Here is a 16,555-nt window from a genome sequence, read left to right on the forward strand (position 1 = left end):
GATGGGAAAAGACCAATCAACAAAAAAGAAGCGCTCCTCTCTTTGGAGAAATATTCTATCGGGAATTTTGATTATTCTAGCGATCTGCTTGATTTTTAATAGCTCTATTCGAAATATGATTATCGCCTGGAACAGTAATCGTTATCAGGTGACACAGGTGTCTGAAGAGGAAATTGAGCAAAACAAACAAGCAAGTTCTACTTTTGATTTCGAACAAGTAGAATCTATTTCAACTGAAGCAGTTTTGAAGGCCCAGTGGGAAGCTCAAAACTTGCCTGTAATTGGTGGTATAGCAATTCCAGATTTAAAGATCAACCTGCCGATTTTTAAAGGCTTGGACAATGTAGCTCTTATGTACGGAGCTGGTACCATGAAAGAGGACCAGGTTATGGGGCAAGGTAACTATGCCCTAGCAAGCCATCATATATTTGGAATTGCAGGAGCCAGTGATACCCTTTTTTCACCCCTGGAACATGCAAAAGAGGGTATGAAAATCTACTTAACGGACAAAACAAATGTTTATACTTATATTGTAACTAGTGTTGAAGTTGTGACACCAGAAAGCGTCTATGTGATTGATGATGTTGAAGGGAAGAACCAAGTAACGCTTGTAACTTGTGAAGACGCAGCAGCCACAATGCGAACAATTGTTCAAGGAGAGCTTGAGACGGTAACCGCTTTTGATGAGACAGATGCAGAGATTTTAGATTCATTTGAAATTTCTTACAATCAAATTCAACTTTAAAAAGAGAGCAAGGCTCTCTTTTTTTTTTCGAATAGAAGAAGTAGGAGGATGATAAAAAATGTATAGTATATCATTTCATCAGAATTCATTATTACCAAGAGAGCGACTTCTAGAAGTTGGACCTGAAGGACTTAGTAATCAAGAATTGCTGTCGATTTTTATTCGAACTGGCACCAAGCAGCACCCAGTCCAGGAATTGGCTACAAAAATCCTAAAAGAGGTGGATCATCTGGCAAATTTGAAGGGAATGTCCATTGAAGAATTACAATCGATTTGCGGAATTGGTCGCGTCAAAGCAATTGAAATTCAAGCCATGATTGAATTGGGGCGTAGGATTCACCAGTCCGAAATCACCCTAAAACAAAAAGTTTTAGGCAGTGAGATGCTAGCTTCTCGTATGATGCAGGAGTTAGGAGATAAAAAGCAAGAGCATCTGGTAGCTATTTATTTGGATACCCAAAACCGCATCATTCAGCAGAAAACGATTTTCATCGGAAGTGTCAATAAGTCTATCGCAGAACCAAGAGAGATTCTCTACTATGCTGTCAAAAACATGGCAACAAGTGTGATTATAGTTCATAATCATCCATCTGGCTCTGTTCAGCCAAGTAAGAATGATCTCTTGTTTACTCAGGCATTAAAAAAGTCCTGCAATATGCTAGGACTTGTACTTTTGGACCATCTAATCGTTGGAAAGTCGCGTTATTTTAGTTTTCGAGAAGAGGGGGAATTGGTTGATAGCTTCAACTAGTCTTTTCTCATGAAGTAGAGCAAGGTTTGTAGTTCACTTGTCAAATCTACGTACTGGACTACAACATCTTTTGGAACAGAAAGATTGACAGGTGAAAAGCTCAGAATGCCTTTTACACCAGCAGCTACTAAGATATTTGCAACCTCTTGTGCCTTATTACTCGGGACAGTTAAGATGGCAGTTTGTGACTTGGCTTCCTTGATTTTTTCTTCAATTTCAGAAATGGCATAGATAGGAATTCCTGCATCCACAGTTCCAACAGCAGGATTTTCATCTGCTTCAAAGGCCATCACGATTTTCATTTTATTGCGCTCATGGAATCGATAGTGGAGTAGGGCTCGTCCCATGTTACCAACTCCGACAAGCATAACATTAGTGATGGAATTATCGTTTAGGATGTCTGCGAAAAATTCCATTAGTTTTTTCACATCATAACCGAAACCACGGCGACCTAATTCACCGAAATAAGAAAAGTCCCTTCTGACGGTTGCGGCATCAATGCCAATGGCTTCAGCGATTTCTTTGGAACTAGCTTTTTCAATATTTTCTGCATTAAAGCGTTTAAAAATACGGTAGTAGAGCGACAGACGCTTGGCTGTTGCTCTTGGGATAGACGATTTTTCGTTCTTCACTCGATATTCTCCTTCAGTTTCTAAAAATATTCTAGATTAAGTTTGTGAATATTGCAACAGATTAGCTTGGAAAATGACAAGAAAAATCTGGTTTTACAAAAGCAGAGGATTTGTGAAATCGTTGCTAAGAAAACCAGATAGTTGATTATAGACTTTGTAAAAAGTGATAAACTTGACCAATCGAACCAGTAAAGCCCAAGTCTTCACCGTCTTTTGTAAGTGACAGAACAGGATAATAATCGGGTAAGGTAAGGCAGCCAGAAAATGCTAGCTGAGCAGCAGTCAGATCAGGAAATTCTTGGCTTCGAACTTGCTGATAGGCATCTTTATAGGTAATATTAATCATATTTACCTCTCAATCTTGTTAAAGATGTTGCGATCAACAAGACTTTCTAGCAAAAAGTAAAATTTTTCTTGAATAACTGGGTTGCTATTTTCTTTGAAGATATTGACAATACGCAAACCGGATTGGTCTGTAATATTGATTTTAAAGGCAGTCAAATCTTTATTAATAATGATTTTCAGCAGAAATCCTTTTTTTGAATTCGGAATTTCTTCAAGGAGACGAGTCAATTGAAAATGCCCTGCTTTTGTTTCTTCGAAAGTGGTGTCCTTTAAAGTATATTTTTTAATCTGAGGACTGATTTCGTAGGTATATAAACAGTCTTTCAAGCTGACGGATGTTTCAAAAGCCATATTAAACTCCTAATATAAGTGATAGTTGATGAATTAATTGATTAATTTCTTCCTTGGTGTTGGATTCCGCCAAGCTAATTCGAAGGGATTCTTTCAAACGATGTGAATCCTTTCCATAGAGAGCTTCTAAAACATGACTAGTTTGGACGACGCCAGAGGTACAGGCAGAGCCACTAGAGAGGGCAATACCTGCCAAATCAAGTCGCATAAGCACCTGCTCGTTAAGCGTATCTGGTAAACCAACATTCAAGACATATGGAAGATGATTCTTTGGTAAATTTAGATAGTGAGGGAGTGGACTCAGCTGTTCAAGAAAATAGTCTTTTAAATCTTGGACAAGCTTCGTATTGTTCTCTATGTTTTCCAACTGTTGTGTCAAGGCTGTTGCCATAGCAGCAATACCTGCAAGGTTTTCAGTTCCAGCTCGACGTTGTCCTTCCTGCTTGCCGCCGTGTATCAAGGCATGAAAATGCATGTCAGCAGCATACAGAAAACCGACCCCTCGGGGTCCATGAAATTTATGGGCCGATGCTGAAAGAAAATCAATGGCTAGATCTGTTAGCTGAATCGGTAGTTTCCCGATAGCCTGGACGGCATCCACATGGAAGCGAGCAGGGTGATCAGCAAGAACTGATGCAATCTCTTCGATGGGAAGAATCATACCAGTTTCATTATTTACATACATGATTGAAACGAGAATGGTATCAGCTCTTAGTGCCTCTTTCACATGTTGAGCCGATATGCTACCATCTACTGGTTGTAGATAGGTTACTTCAAAACCATGTTGTGTTGCTAAATAGTCCATGGTTTCCAAAACGGAATGGTGCTCGATAGCAGTGGTTATTATGTGTTTGCCTTTGCTTTGGTTAGCTAAGGCATAGCCTTTAATTGCGAGATTGTTGGCTTCTGACCCTCCTGATGTAAAGACAATCTGGTCAGTATGAACACCAATAGCAGTTGCGATGGTTTGTCGTGACTGACGCAATTCTTTATGGGCCAATCTACCCGCACTATGAATACTGGATGGATTACCATAAACTGTTTGGGCGATGGATAAATAAGTTTCTAAGGCTGCTGGAGACATGGGAGTCGTTGCAGCATGGTCGAAATAAATCAAACGATCTCCTAGTTGTGTTTTTCAGGTTGAGCGACATTGAAGAGCGGGCTGATTGGACGGCGTTCTTGGATACGAATAATGGCATCCGCAATCAAGTCACTTGCAGTAAGGAAAGCAATATTTTTTGGATGTTGTTCTATGCTTGCAACAGAGTCTGTTACCAAGATTTCTTTGATAGGTGCTTGATCTAAGAGTTGAGCAGCAGTTCCAGCGAATAAGCCATGGCTAGCAACTGCATAAATTTCAGTAGCTCCGCCTTCTTGAACAATTTTAGCTGCTTCTGAGAAGGTTTTACCTGTATTTAGGATATCATCAATCAAAATCGCGCGTTTACCTGCAACATCGCCGATAATATACCCTTCTGCACGGTCAGAATCATCTTGAGCGTAGTCGATAATGGCAATTGGCGAGTCCAAATGCTCAGCTAAGCCACGCGCACGCTTGATTCCAGAATTTTTTGGACTGACGATAACAACATCTTCACCACACAGCCCTTTTTCCAAGTAGTGGCTCGCAAAAAGAGGTACAGTAAAGAGGTTATCGACTGGAATGTCGAAGAAACCTTGAACTTGAACCGCATGAAGGTCAAGTGTCAAAACGCGGTCTACGCCAGCTTTCACCAGCATGTTTGCTACCAATTTTGCTGTGATTGGTTCACGAGGAGAAGCTGTACGATCTTGACGAGCGTAGCCAAAGTAAGGCATAACAACGGTAACGGTGTTAGCTGATGCACGTTTGCAAGCATCAACCATGATGAGTAGTTCCCAGAGGTGGTTATTTACTGGGTAGCTAGTAGATTGGATGATATAAACGTCAACACCACGAACACTTTCTTCAATGTTGATTTGAATTTCTCCATCAGAGAATTGACGTGACGAGACCTTTCCAAGTGGAATGCCAGCAGACTGAGCAATTTTTTCTGCAATCTGAGGATTTCCGTTAAGAGTAAATAGTTTGATTTGCTTGTCACCGTATGGCTGTACCATGAAATAAACTCCTTTTTTGTTTTCAACTCTGTCCAAGCCTTTTGGACCCTAACTGTTTTCTATTTTATCAAAAAAATCCATATTTTTCAGTAAAAAAAATCTATTGTCCTTTATTTTGCGGACAATAGATTTTTTGCTGTTCGTGCCACTTTGCTCTGAGCATAGCGAAATGGAATAGCATGTTTGGCCAGAAAGGCTTGGAAATCTTTTTCACCTTTGCTAGCTTGATGAACTTCCAGTTCCAGTTCAAAATCAATCTGATCACCATAAATATTTTTATCAAGGGCCATCAAGCCAATGTCAGACTCCATTTCCTTTCGTTGGGTGGTAAGGGTGCCCCAGACAGATAGGGGGAGTTGATCCAGATGTTTTTGTTCAAGGCAGGCTTTGATGGGACCATCTGGCAACTGAAAATTGTCAATGAGCCTTTCAGCTTCCTTGAGTTCTAAAGCTTGATTGATTTCCAAATTGCCGATTTCCTGTGGAATTTTTAAAGTCAGTTCTGCACGATCAACAAAGGTACGAATACGGAGAGAGCATTTATTGGCTCTCAATTGAAAATCCGGACTATCGATGTAGTGATTGGTCTGCTTGACCAAAGGAACGGTCTGAAATAAGGGCAGGAGTGCCTGGTAATCCGCTGGTGAAAGCAGTGTTTTAAACTCAATTTCTAAATTTGTCTTGTCCATTCTTTTTTCCTCAATTTATTTCAAAATATTATACACCAAAAAAACGATTCTGACTAGTTTATAAGCCAGAAAGATGCACTGAGAAAAGGAAAATCATAGCTGTTATTTCAGGCTGTATATATACTAAAATCTAGTATATGTGGTATAATATTCCTTGTGCGTATCAATCAAATTTAGGAGGTGCGGATGGAATTTAACTGGGAAAATTTTTTAGATCCCTATATCCAAACAGTTGGAGAATTGAAAATCAAGTTGCGAGGCATTCGCAAACAGTACCATAAGGCCAACCGTCATTCACCGATTGAATTCGTGACAGGTCGAGTCAAGCCTGTTGAGTCCATTAAAGAGAAGATGGCCCTACGCCATATTTCTTACGAGCAGCTAGCGCAAGACATGCAAGATATTGCAGGATTACGGATTATGGTCCAATTCGTTGATGATATCGAAGAAGTCCTAGCTATCTTGAGAAAACGCAAGGACATGCAGATTCTCCATGAAAGAGATTACATCAATAATATGAAGTCTTCCGGCTACCGTTCCTATCATGTAGTTATCTCTTATCCTGTTGATACCATAAATGGCAATGAAACTGTTTTAGCAGAAATTCAAATCAGGACCTTATCAATGAATTTTTGGGCAACCATTGAGCATTCATTGAATTATAAGTATAAGGGTAAGTTCCCTGAAGAAATCAAGAAGCGCTTAGAAATTACAGCAAAAATTGCTTACCAATTAGATGAGGAGATGCGGCAAATCCGAGATGATATACAAGAAGCCCAGGTGCTTTTTAATCCACCAAATCGTAAGGTAAACGATGGTGTCGGAAACAGCGACGATACTGATGAAGAATACAGATAGACTAAAAGTAGCCTTGATGGCCAGCCGCAATCCGAAGAGTCAAGAAGTCTTGCAAAGTCTTTGGACAAAGTTAAAAGAAAAAAATTTCATTCTAACCCCTAAAAATCCAGATGTTGTTATCTCGATAGGGGGGGATGGCATGTTGCTTTCTGCCTTTCACAAGTACGAAAAATTGATTGACCATGTTCGATTTGTAGGGATTCATACTGGTCACCTGGGTTTCTATACAGATTACCGTGATTTTGAAGTCGATAAACTGGTGGATAATCTTGCACTTGATACTGGAGCGCGTGTTTCCTATCCCATTTTAAATGTTAAGGTGAAATTGATGGACGGTCGGGTATTGACCATGCGAGCCTTGAATGAAGCAACCGTTAAGCGCTTGTCTAAAACCATGGTTGCCGATATTTTTATTAATGGTGTAGCCTTTGAGCGTTTTCGTGGTGATGGGATTTCGGTTTCGACACCAACTGGATCCACTGCTTACAATAAATCTTTAGGAGGGGCAGTCCTGCATCCGACTATTGAAGCGCTTCAGATTGCAGAAGTGGCTAGTTTGAATAATCGTGTTTATCGAACTCTTGGATCGTCGATTGTTGTTCCAAAGAAAGATAAGATTGTCATTGAGCCCAAGCATGATGATCGATATTCTATCTCCATCGACAACAAAAACTACACTTATGACAAGATCCAGCAGATTGATTACCAGATTGATCAGAAAAAGATTCATTTTGTAGCCAGTCCAAGTCACACCAGTTTTTGGAATCGGGTCAAGGATGCCTTTATTGGAGAGGTTGAATAGATGCGGTTTGAATTTGTTGCGGACCAACATGTCAAAATCAAGGTTTTCTTGAAAAAACATGGGGTCTCAAAGAGTCTGCTTGCCAAAATCAAATATACAGGTGGTTTGATTTTAGTAAATGGCAGAGAAGAAAAAGCGACCTACTTGCTTGATATCGGTGACAAGGTTACAATTGATATTCCGGCGGAGGAAGATGTAACAGGCCAACTGGAACCAATTGATTTTCCTCTTGATATTCTCTACGAAGATGAGAATTTCTTAGCTATAAACAAGCCAGTTGGCTATGCATCGATTCCTAGTTCCATTCATTCTTCGACCATAGCCAACTTTGTCAAGGGCTATTTGGTCAAGCAAAACTATGAGAACAAGCAGGTGCATATTGTCACGCGCTTAGACCGGGATACTTCTGGCATCATGTTGTTTGCAAAACATGGCTATGCTCATGCTCGTTTGGACAAACAGCTACAAGCCAAGATCATTCTCAAACGGTATTTTGCCTTGGTTCAAGGTTCGGGCCAACTTGATGTAGTTGGAGAAATTATTGCTCCAATTGGTCGTCCGACAGATAGCATTATCACACGCTGTGTGACAAAGGATGGCAAGTATGCCCATACTTCCTATCGTGTCGTTCAGTCTTGGGGAGATGTTCATCTAGTGGATATTCAACTTCATACTGGTCGAACCCACCAGATTCGGGTGCATTTTTCCCATATTGGTTTTCCTTTACTGGGAGATGATCTGTACGGGGGGAGTTTAGAATTAGGCATTGAACGACAGGCTTTGCATTGCCATAATCTAGCTTTCGACAATCCTTTTACAGCCGAAAGGATTGATTTAGAGTCGATCTTGCCAGATGATTTTCAGGCTGTCATAAAATTGTTAAATAATTAAAAAAAATTTTTTAAGGAGAATTTAGATGGAAATTCGGAATTTATTTGGTGAAATGAAGCAAAAAATCGTAGGTAAAAAACTACGGATCGTTTTCCCAGAAGGAACGGATGAGCGTGTGGTTCGTGCAGCTGCTCGTTTGAAATTTGAAGGTTTGGTAGAGCCAATTATTCTAGGTGTACCTGAAGATGTTCATACTTTGTTGACAGACTTTGGTTTTTCAAACCCAGGTATTACTGTGATTGATCCGAATAACTATGCCAATTTTGATTCAATGAAGCAAGAATTTGTAACACTTCGTAAAGGCAAGGTTGATGAGGCGCAGGCAGATGAAATTTTGCGTGACGTAAACTACTTCGGTGTTATGTTGGTTCAACTTGGCTTGGCTGAAGGTATGGTGTCAGGTGCTATCCACTCAACAGCAGATACTGTACGTCCTGCCCTTCAAATCATTAAGACAAAACCAGGTGTAAAACGTACGTCAGGTGTCTTCTTGATGGTTAAAGACCAACACAAGTTTGTCTTTGGTGACTGTGCAATCAACATTGAACCAGATGCAGAAACCTTGGCAGAGATTGCAATCCAATCAGCAGAAACTGCTAAAACATTTGGTATCGATCCGAAAGTAGCAATGATTTCATATTCTACAAAAGGTTCAGGCTCAGGTCCACGTGTTGATAAGGTTGTAGAAGCAACTCGCTTGGCTCAAGAACTTCGCCCAGACCTTTTGATTGACGGAGAATTGCAGATGGATGCTGCCTTGGTTCCTGATACAGCACGTTTGAAAGCACCTGGAAGTCCAGTAGCAGGTCAAGCAAATGTCTTTGTCTTCCCAGCTATTGAAGCAGGCAACATTACTTACAAAGTAGTTGAGCGACTTGGAGGCTACGAAGCGGTAGGTCCGGTCTTGCAAGGTTTGAATAAGCCTGTGAACGATCTTTCACGTGGATGCAGTTCAGAAGATGTTTACAAGCTTGGTATCATCACAGCTGCACAAGCAGTAGCGGCTTTGTAATATGAAAGAACTGGTTCGGTATTTTCATGCATATCTCAAAGAGGCTATCTTAGCCCCCCTCTTCAAACTACTGGAGGCCAGTTTTGAATTGGTGGTTCCGCTTATTATCGCCATGATTATTGACCAGGTAATACCCAATAGCAACCAAGGAAACTTGGTTGCTATGATTTTATATCTGGTTGCTTTGGCGATTGTTGGCGTAGTGGTTTCGTTGACAGCTCAATATTTTGCAGCCAAGGCAGCAGTTGGCTTTACCAAGGATTTGACTCAGGATCTGTATCAAAAAATACTATCTCTTCCCAAGGCTTCTCGAGACAGTTTGTCTTCTTCAAGCCTCTTTACTAGACTAACTAGCGATACTTTGCAGATTCAGTCTGGAATAAACATTTTTCTCCGCCTCTTTCTGAGGGCTCCGATTGTCGTCTTTGGTTCCCTGATAATGGCTTACCTAATAAGTCCAAGCTTGGCAGCCTATTTTGTCAATATGATTTTCCTGCTTTTTCTAGTCGTTACATTCATCAGTTGGGTTACCAGTCGTCATTACCAGAGTATTCGTAAGTTGTTGGATAGCTTGGTTAGCCAGGTGCGTGAAACGATAACAGGTGTTCGAGTGATTTGGGCATTTGGCCAAAAACTGCGTGAAAAAGAAGCATTTGAAAAAGGAAATCAAGCCTATCTTGGTCAGTTAGTGCGTGCAGGAAGATGGTCATCTAGTCTGACACCCTTGACCTATCTGATTGTAAATATGACCTTGATTGTTCTCATTTGGCATGGGAATTTTGCAATTACCTCTAACCAATTGGAACAAGGGATGCTGATTGCCCTTATCAACTATCTCTTGCAAATTTTAGTAGAATTGGTCAAAATGGTCATGGTTATATCCAGTTTGAACCAAAGTTTTATCGCTGCTAAACGCGTTCAGGCAATCTTAGACCAGCAGTCAGAAGATGTAGAAGCTCCCCTATCAAACACTCAAACGGATCAAGTTAATCTTGTTTTGTCTGTCCAAGATTTGACCTTTACCTATCCCAGAGCATCTCAGCCAGCCTTGGAAAATCTCAGTTTTCAGCTAGAGAAGGGGCAGTTTATGGGCATTATCGGGGGAACAGGTTCTGGTAAATCAACCTTGATCGACCTCCTATTGAAACTCTATCCTTCAGCAGATGATCAAATCCGTTTGTATCAGGAGGGGAGCAGTCCATCCACACTGGCTGACTGGCGGGGACAGTTTTCCCTTGTGCCACAGCAGGCCCAGCTCTTTTCAGGGACAGTTCGTTCAAATCTGACCATAGGTGGCGTGTACAGCGATGAGAAATTGTGGTGGGCACTGGAAATAGCTCAGGCCAAGGATTTTCTCTTGGAAAAGACTGGATTGGACACAGAAGTAGAATCCTTTGGAAGAAATTTTTCTGGCGGTCAACGGCAACGGATAACCATTGCCAGAGCCTTGGTACAGGAAGCTCCGATTTTGGTATTGGACGATGCGACATCTGCTCTGGACTATCTGACGGAAAGTCGATTGTTTGCGGCGATTCGTCAGGAATTACCAGACCAGACTATGATTGTCATCAGTCAACGGACGAACAGTCTCAAGGTTGCTGACCAGATTCTAGTGCTGGACAAGGGGAAACAAGTGGGGCTAGGCCGTCACCAAGACTTGTTAGAAAGCTCTGCTATTTACTATGACATCGATCAATCGCAACAGAGTCAGGAGGTGGAGGCATGAGAAAAAATGTATTCAACTCTTTAGTGGCTCTACTTTGGCGTAAACCTTTTTCTTTGCTGGTCTTGATAGTGGGAACGCTTTGCCAGGTTTTGTTAACTGTTTATCAACCGATTTTGATGGGGCGGGCCTTGGATTTGATTCTGGACGGTGATGGGCAAGCTTTTTTTAGCGTACTGGTTCAGATGGGGGCGGTGGTACTTACCAATACTCTGGTCCAATGGTACCTCCCTTTGGCAAGCAATCGTTTGATTTATGATCTGATGGCGGAACTACGCCAGCAAGTTTATGATAAGTTGCATCGCTTGCCTCTATCTTTTCTTGATAGGCAATCGGTCGGAGATTTGGTTGCAAGGATTTCGACAGATAGCGAGCAGTTGACCAATGGACTATTGATGATTTTTAACCAATTTTTCCTTGGTATTTTAACAATTTTATTGACCATTGTTACGATGGCGCGTTTGGATTGGATTATGATGCTTGTTGTAGTGGCTTTGACACCATTGAGTCTCTTGGTGGCTCAAACTATTGCTCGAAAAAGTTATACCTATTATCAGCAGCAAACCACTGCTCGTGGCCGTCAAAGTCGCTTTTTGGAAGAAAGTATTAGCCAACTGAGCTTGATTCAGAGCTTTAATGCTCAAGAGCAGTTTCAGAAAGATTTTGTCGAAGAAAATTCTCAATATGCCCATTATTCGCAAGCTGCCATCTTTGTCTCTTCAACTATAAACCCTAGCACCCGATTCATCAATGCCTTAATTTATGCGCTTTTGGCTGGCTTGGGAGCTCTGCGGATTATGGCTGGTAGCTTTACGATTGGTGAATTAACGACCTTCCTCAACTACGCAAGCCAATACACCAAGCCCTTCAACGATATATCTTCGGTTTTATCAGAATTGCAGAGCGCTTTAGCCTGTGCCGAGAGGCTTTTTGCAATTCTTGACCAGGATGATGTGGAAGAAAGAGGGCAGTGCGCTGAAATAACAGAGGTTAAAGGACAGATTGATTTCAAGCAAGTTGCTTTTTCCTACAATCCTAACAAGCCCCTTATTCAAAATCTGAATCTATCTGTACCAGCAGGTGCCAAAGTGGCCATTGTGGGACCGACCGGAGCTGGTAAGTCTACCCTCATCAATCTACTCATGCGTTTTTATGAAGTCAATCAAGGGCAGATTTTACTAGATGGTCAGCCTGTGACCAAGTACAGTCGCGAAGACTTGCGACAGCAGATTGGTATGGTCTTACAAGAAACCTGGATTAAGTCGGCTAGCGTTCATGATAATATTGCCTACGGCTATCCCAATGCTACTCGAGAATCGGTGATAGAAGCAGCCCAGGCTGCTAATGCAGATTTCTTTATTCGCCAGTTGCCAGATGGCTATGACACTGTCCTGGTAGATGGAGGAGCTTCCATATCTCAAGGACAACGGCAGTTGCTGGCCATTGCACGAGTTTTTGTCAAGCTACCAAAAATCTTAATCTTAGATGAAGCAACCTCTTCAATCGATACGCGAACGGAGATTTTAGTGCAAGAAGCTTTTGCCAAACTCATGCAGGGGCGAACTAGCTTTATCATCGCCCACCGCCTATCAACCATTCAATCAGCTGATATTATCTTAGTGATGGTTGATGGGGAGATTGTGGAGCAGGGCAATCATGCTCAACTTATGCAAGCCAAGGGTGTTTATTATCAGATGCAGAAAAGTCAAGGGAGTATAGATGACTGATTTACGAAAAGAACTAGCCAATTTTGGCTTACAGCCAATTCAAGTATTAGATGAATATGACATCAGGGAAGCTCAGCCTGGTCAGGTTACTATGGAGGTACGAGTGAAACGAGATTCGCTCAATCCCTATCAACTGGCTCATGGTGGTTATCTCTTTACCTTGGCCGACTCGGTCGCAGGCATGACGGTCTATTCGCTGGGCTATTTTTCAGTAACCCTGCAGTCCAATATCAATTATCTAAAGGCTGCCAAGGAGGGAGATTGCCTGTCCATTAGTGGCAAGTGTCTCCATGACGGTCGGACGACAAAGGTGATAGATGTTGTTATTCAAAACCAAGCTGGCGAACTAGTCGCAAACGCAAGTTTTACCATGTTTGTTACCAAAGAAGTGGGGAGTTAGTTGAAGCTAACTCTCTCTTTTTTTGTTATACTAGACCTATGTTAGATTTGAAAAAATATGGAGTGACTATGTGGGAGGAAGACAAGATAAAAGCCTTCCGCAAGGCACTTTTAGATTGGTATGATACCAACAAGCGTGATTTGCCTTGGCGTCGCACACGAGATCCCTATGCAATCTGGGTATCAGAAATCATGTTGCAACAGACCCGGGTTGATACCGTCATTCCTTACTATGAACGCTTTTTGCACCATTTACCAACCATTCGAGATTTGGCGGTGGCAGAAGAGGAGGTCATTCTCAAACTCTGGGAAGGGCTAGGCTATTATTCTCGCGTCCGCAATATGCAAAAGGCGGCTCAGCAAATGGTGGAACAGTTCGACGGCCAGTTTCCACGGACTTACGAAGAGATTGCTAGCCTCAAGGGCATTGGTCCCTACACGGCTGGAGCTATTGCCAGTATCGCCTTTAACCTGCCAGAACCTGCTGTTGACGGCAATGTCATGCGGGTCTTGAGCCGACTTTTCGAAGTCAATCACGATATCGGAGTGCCTGCCAATCGCAAGATTTTCCAAGCTATGATGGACATCCTGATTGATCCAGACAGACCAGGGGATTTCAACCAAGCCCTCATGGATCTTGGCTCCGACATCGAGGCACCTGTCAATCCACGGCCAGAAGATAGTCCAGTTAAAGCCTTTAGTGCTGCCTATCTCAACGGCACCATGGACAAGTTTCCTATCAAGGCACCCAAGAAAAAGCCTATCCCCGTTGCCTACCAAGGCATGATTATCCGCAACCAGAACAACGAATTTCTCCTCGAGAAAAATCAAAGCAGCCAACTGCTTGCAGGTTTCTGGTCTTTTCCAATTTTGGAAAAAGGGATTGTCCTAGACAAACAAGTTTCCCTCTTCGAAGTTGCAGAAGAGCCTGTTCAGCCAGATACAAGGCAGAGCTTTACAGACCAGTATGGACTGACAGTCGACTGGCAGGATGAAGAATTTCCCTCTGTTCAACACATTTTCAGCCACCGCAAATGGCAGATTGACTTGACAGAAGGAATTGCTACCGGAGCTAGTTTTCCAGAGGACCTTGAAATCAAGTGGGTTGCTGCTGAAGACTTCCATGCCTACCCTTTCGCGAAACCCCAACAGAAGATGTGGGAATCCTATTTGGCAACTAAAAATAAGAAATAAAAAATTTGTTTGTTTTGAGCATACAATTTTTTGATTTATTTTTTTAAAGGTGGTAAGATAGACTTAGAAAAGGAAAGCGGTTGCTAAATGATAAGAAGGAGGAAAGGGTTTAGCAATCCGATAAATTACAACTACTGGTTTCCAATAGGGAAATCAATAGAGGAAAAGTCTGTTGTGCCATTCTCACATATATTTCACATATATAACTCATGCTCTAGTAGCTAGCTGTCTGAAAAAATTTGCCACCATTCTTATCTTGGAATCAGAAAATGTTGAGTTCAAGAGGGGTTGGACTGTCCGAGATAAGGATAGAATCATTATAAAACTTTAACATGCAAACTCCGCACTTTATGACAAGTAGTATGATACCTCTTTGTAAATGGTAGGAAACGATTAAATAAAAAAGTAATTAGCAGCAATGGACTTTTCCGATTTATGAAATAAAGTGGAGGCTTTCGCCTCCATTTTTTATTGACTTTCTGTCCAGAAGGTTCTGAAAGGTGCCTGATAAAAAAACGTCATGTTTGATGGTCGGCTATGTTTATGCAACAAAAAAGACAAACAATTCGTTGTTTGTCTTTTGTTGAACCTAAAGGATTAGCCAACAAATTCGTTGATTTCTTTTTCGATGTTGTTGATTTTTTCTTCTGCTTCAGCAAGTGTTTCACCAACAGTTGCGATATAGAATTTGATTTTTGGTTCTGTTCCTGAAGGACGGACAGCGAACCAAGAATCATCTGCCAAGGTGTATTTCAAGACATCTGATGGAGGAGTAGTGAGTTTTTCAACGTTTCCAAGTTTGTCTGTCTTGGTTTGTAGGGCAAAGTCTTCAAAGACTGCAATGTCTGTCGCGTTGAATTGTGCTGGTGAGTTATCGCGGAATTTAGCCATGATTGCCTTGATTTGCTCTGCACCATCTTTACCAGAAAGGGTAACAGAAATTGTTTTCTCAGCAAAGTAGCCGTATTCTTTGAAGATTTCATCGATACCGTCAGCAAGTGTCATGCCACGTGAACGGTAGTAGGCAGCAATTTCAGCAACCATAAGTACAGCCTGGATAGCATCCTTGTCACGTACGAATGGCTTGATGAGATAACCAAAGCTTTCTTCAAAACCAAACATGTAGGTATGGTTGTGTTTTTCTTCAAACTCTTGGATTTTCTCAGCGATGAATTTGAAACCTGTCAAGACGTTGAACATGGTAGCGCCGTAGCTTTCAGCAATCTTGGTTACCAACTCAGTTGAAACGATTGACTTAGCAAGGGCAGCGTTTGCAGGAAGTGTGCCAGCTTGCTTGTGGGCTTCAAGGATGTATTTAGCAATGATTGCGCCGATTTGGTTACCAGAGAGGTTCCAGTATGAACCGTCAGCTTGACGAACTTCAACACCAACACGGTCAGCGTCAGGATCAGTTGCAAGAAGGACATCTGCACCGACTTGGCGGCCGAGTTCTTCCGCAAGGGCAAAGGCTGCTTGGCTTTCTGGGTTTGGAGAAGCGACAGTAGAGAAGTCAGGGTCGGCAGTTGCTTGAGCTTCCACAACTTGAACAGACTCAAAACCAGCTTGTGCCAGTGCACGACGAGCCAACATTTCCCCTGTACCATGAAGTGGTGTGTAGACAATCTTCATGTCCTTACCGTACTCAGCAATCAAGTCAGGATTAATGTTGAGGTCTTTGAGTTCTTCCAAGTATTTGACATCAGTTTCTTCGCCAAGAACTGTAATCAAGCCATTTTCCTTACTTACTTCAAGGTCAGCCAATTCAACTGCAAATGGATTGTCGATGGCACGGATGAAGTTAGTAAGAGCATCTGCATCAGCAGGTGGCATTTGTCCGCCGTCTTCACCGTAAACCTTGTAGCCGTTAAATTCTTTCGGGTTGTGACTGGCAGTCACCATGATACCTGCTATGGCATTGTAATGGCGTACAGCGAATGACAACTCAGGAGTTGGGCGGAGGCTTTCAAAGACATAAGACTTGATACCATGTGCTGCCAACACTTGAGCTGATTCAAAGGCGAATTCAGGAGAGAAGTGGCGTGAGTCGTAGGCGATAGCTACACCACGTTTTTTAGCTTCTTCACCTTTTGATTCTACCAATTTTGCCAAACCTTCAGTAGCTTGACGGACTACAAATACGTTGATGCGGTTGGTACCAGCGCCAATATAGCCACGCATACCAGCTGTACCAAATTCAAGATTTGTATAGAAGGCATCTTCTTTTGTTTTTTCATCCATTGCGACTAATTCTTCACGCAAGTAGTCTGGAAGGTCCGCAAAGTCCAGCCATGTTTGATAGGTTTCTTGATAAGTCATCGCATATCTCCTTAAAA

17 protein-coding genes are annotated in these 16,555 nt (G+C 42.0%); 10 read left to right on the plus strand and 7 right to left on the minus strand.

The window, feature by feature from the left end:
• Window position 1 precedes the first annotated feature (1 nt).
• Window positions 2-745: a class A sortase gene (locus J5566_RS00330; RefSeq protein WP_208561776.1), complete on the plus strand. Its 744-nt coding sequence runs from the start codon at window positions 2-4 to the stop codon at window positions 743-745.
• 58 nt (window positions 746-803) lie between these two features.
• The gene (gene radC / locus J5566_RS00335) at window positions 804-1,496 is read left to right on the plus strand and encodes a RadC family protein (RefSeq protein WP_208561610.1); all 693 of its coding nucleotides are present in this window, start codon (window positions 804-806) and stop codon (window positions 1,494-1,496) included.
• Here radC and J5566_RS00340 read toward each other — a convergent pair.
• The 6 genes from J5566_RS00340 to J5566_RS00365 all read right to left on the minus strand — a co-directional run bounded on the left by J5566_RS00340 (window position 1,493) and on the right by J5566_RS00365 (window position 5,616).
• Window positions 1,493-2,128, minus strand: coding sequence for a redox-sensing transcriptional repressor Rex (locus J5566_RS00340; protein WP_158455031.1), 636 nt, complete (start codon window positions 2,126-2,128; stop codon window positions 1,493-1,495). The genes radC and J5566_RS00340 overlap by 4 nt on opposite strands.
• Window positions 2,129-2,273: 145 nt before the next feature.
• The gene (locus tag J5566_RS00345; protein WP_208561611.1) at window positions 2,274-2,474 is read right to left on the minus strand and encodes a DUF4649 family protein; all 201 of its coding nucleotides are present in this window, start codon (window positions 2,472-2,474) and stop codon (window positions 2,274-2,276) included.
• A 2-nt stretch (window positions 2,475-2,476) separates the two neighbouring features.
• Complete coding sequence (locus tag J5566_RS00350) at window positions 2,477-2,824, minus strand: DUF1831 domain-containing protein (RefSeq protein ID WP_158455025.1); 348 nt, start codon at window positions 2,822-2,824, stop codon at window positions 2,477-2,479.
• 1 nt (window position 2,825) lies between these two features.
• Window positions 2,826-3,941, minus strand: coding sequence for a cysteine desulfurase family protein (locus J5566_RS00355; protein WP_208561612.1), 1,116 nt, complete (start codon window positions 3,939-3,941; stop codon window positions 2,826-2,828).
• An 8-nt stretch (window positions 3,942-3,949) separates the two neighbouring features.
• Window positions 3,950-4,927, minus strand: a complete 978-nt coding sequence (locus J5566_RS00360) for a ribose-phosphate diphosphokinase (protein ID WP_208561613.1) — start codon at window positions 4,925-4,927, stop codon at window positions 3,950-3,952.
• Between the two features lie 110 nt (window positions 4,928-5,037).
• Window positions 5,038-5,616 carry a CYTH domain-containing protein gene (locus J5566_RS00365; RefSeq protein ID WP_208561614.1) on the minus strand — a complete coding sequence of 193 codons (579 nt, stop codon included), beginning with the start codon at window positions 5,614-5,616 and terminating at the stop codon, window positions 5,038-5,040.
• Window positions 5,617-5,802: 186 nt separating this feature from the next.
• Between J5566_RS00365 and J5566_RS00370 the strand changes: the two genes are divergently transcribed.
• The 8 genes from J5566_RS00370 to mutY are packed head-to-tail and all read left to right on the plus strand — an operon-like array spanning window position 5,803 to window position 14,222.
• A complete protein-coding gene (locus tag J5566_RS00370; RefSeq protein ID WP_208561615.1) occupies window positions 5,803-6,474 on the plus strand; it encodes a GTP pyrophosphokinase in 672 nt (223 codons plus the stop codon).
• A complete protein-coding gene (locus J5566_RS00375; protein ID WP_172044225.1) occupies window positions 6,458-7,276 on the plus strand; it encodes an NAD kinase in 819 nt (272 codons plus the stop codon). The genes J5566_RS00370 and J5566_RS00375 overlap by 17 nt, the downstream gene beginning before the upstream one ends.
• Window positions 7,277-8,167, plus strand: coding sequence for an RluA family pseudouridine synthase (locus J5566_RS00380; RefSeq protein WP_208561616.1), 891 nt, complete (start codon window positions 7,277-7,279; stop codon window positions 8,165-8,167).
• A 25-nt stretch (window positions 8,168-8,192) separates the two neighbouring features.
• Window positions 8,193-9,179, plus strand: coding sequence for a phosphate acetyltransferase (gene pta, locus J5566_RS00385; protein ID WP_208561617.1), 987 nt, complete (start codon window positions 8,193-8,195; stop codon window positions 9,177-9,179).
• Window position 9,180: 1 nt separating this feature from the next.
• Complete coding sequence (locus J5566_RS00390) at window positions 9,181-10,905, plus strand: ABC transporter ATP-binding protein (protein ID WP_208561618.1); 1,725 nt, start codon at window positions 9,181-9,183, stop codon at window positions 10,903-10,905.
• Window positions 10,902-12,629, plus strand: a complete 1,728-nt coding sequence (locus J5566_RS00395; RefSeq protein ID WP_208561619.1) for an ABC transporter ATP-binding protein — start codon at window positions 10,902-10,904, stop codon at window positions 12,627-12,629. The genes J5566_RS00390 and J5566_RS00395 overlap by 4 nt, the downstream gene beginning before the upstream one ends.
• Window positions 12,622-13,029, plus strand: a complete 408-nt coding sequence (locus J5566_RS00400; RefSeq protein ID WP_208561620.1) for a PaaI family thioesterase — start codon at window positions 12,622-12,624, stop codon at window positions 13,027-13,029. Before J5566_RS00395 ends, J5566_RS00400 begins: the two co-directional genes overlap by 8 nt.
• A gap of 38 nt (window positions 13,030-13,067) precedes the next feature.
• Window positions 13,068-14,222 (plus strand): A/G-specific adenine glycosylase, encoded by a 1,155-nt coding sequence (gene mutY, locus J5566_RS00405; protein ID WP_208561621.1) that lies wholly within the window; start codon window positions 13,068-13,070, stop codon window positions 14,220-14,222.
• A gap of 597 nt (window positions 14,223-14,819) precedes the next feature.
• On the opposite strand, the gene J5566_RS00410 is transcribed toward mutY, so the two are convergent.
• Window positions 14,820-16,538: a phospho-sugar mutase gene (locus J5566_RS00410; RefSeq protein ID WP_208561622.1), complete on the minus strand. Its 1,719-nt coding sequence runs from the start codon at window positions 16,536-16,538 to the stop codon at window positions 14,820-14,822.
• Between the last annotated feature and the right edge of the window lie 17 nt (window positions 16,539-16,555).

It is taken from the genome of Streptococcus suis (assembly GCF_017601095.1).
GTDB classification, from domain to species: domain Bacteria; phylum Bacillota; class Bacilli; order Lactobacillales; family Streptococcaceae; genus Streptococcus; species Streptococcus suis_Z.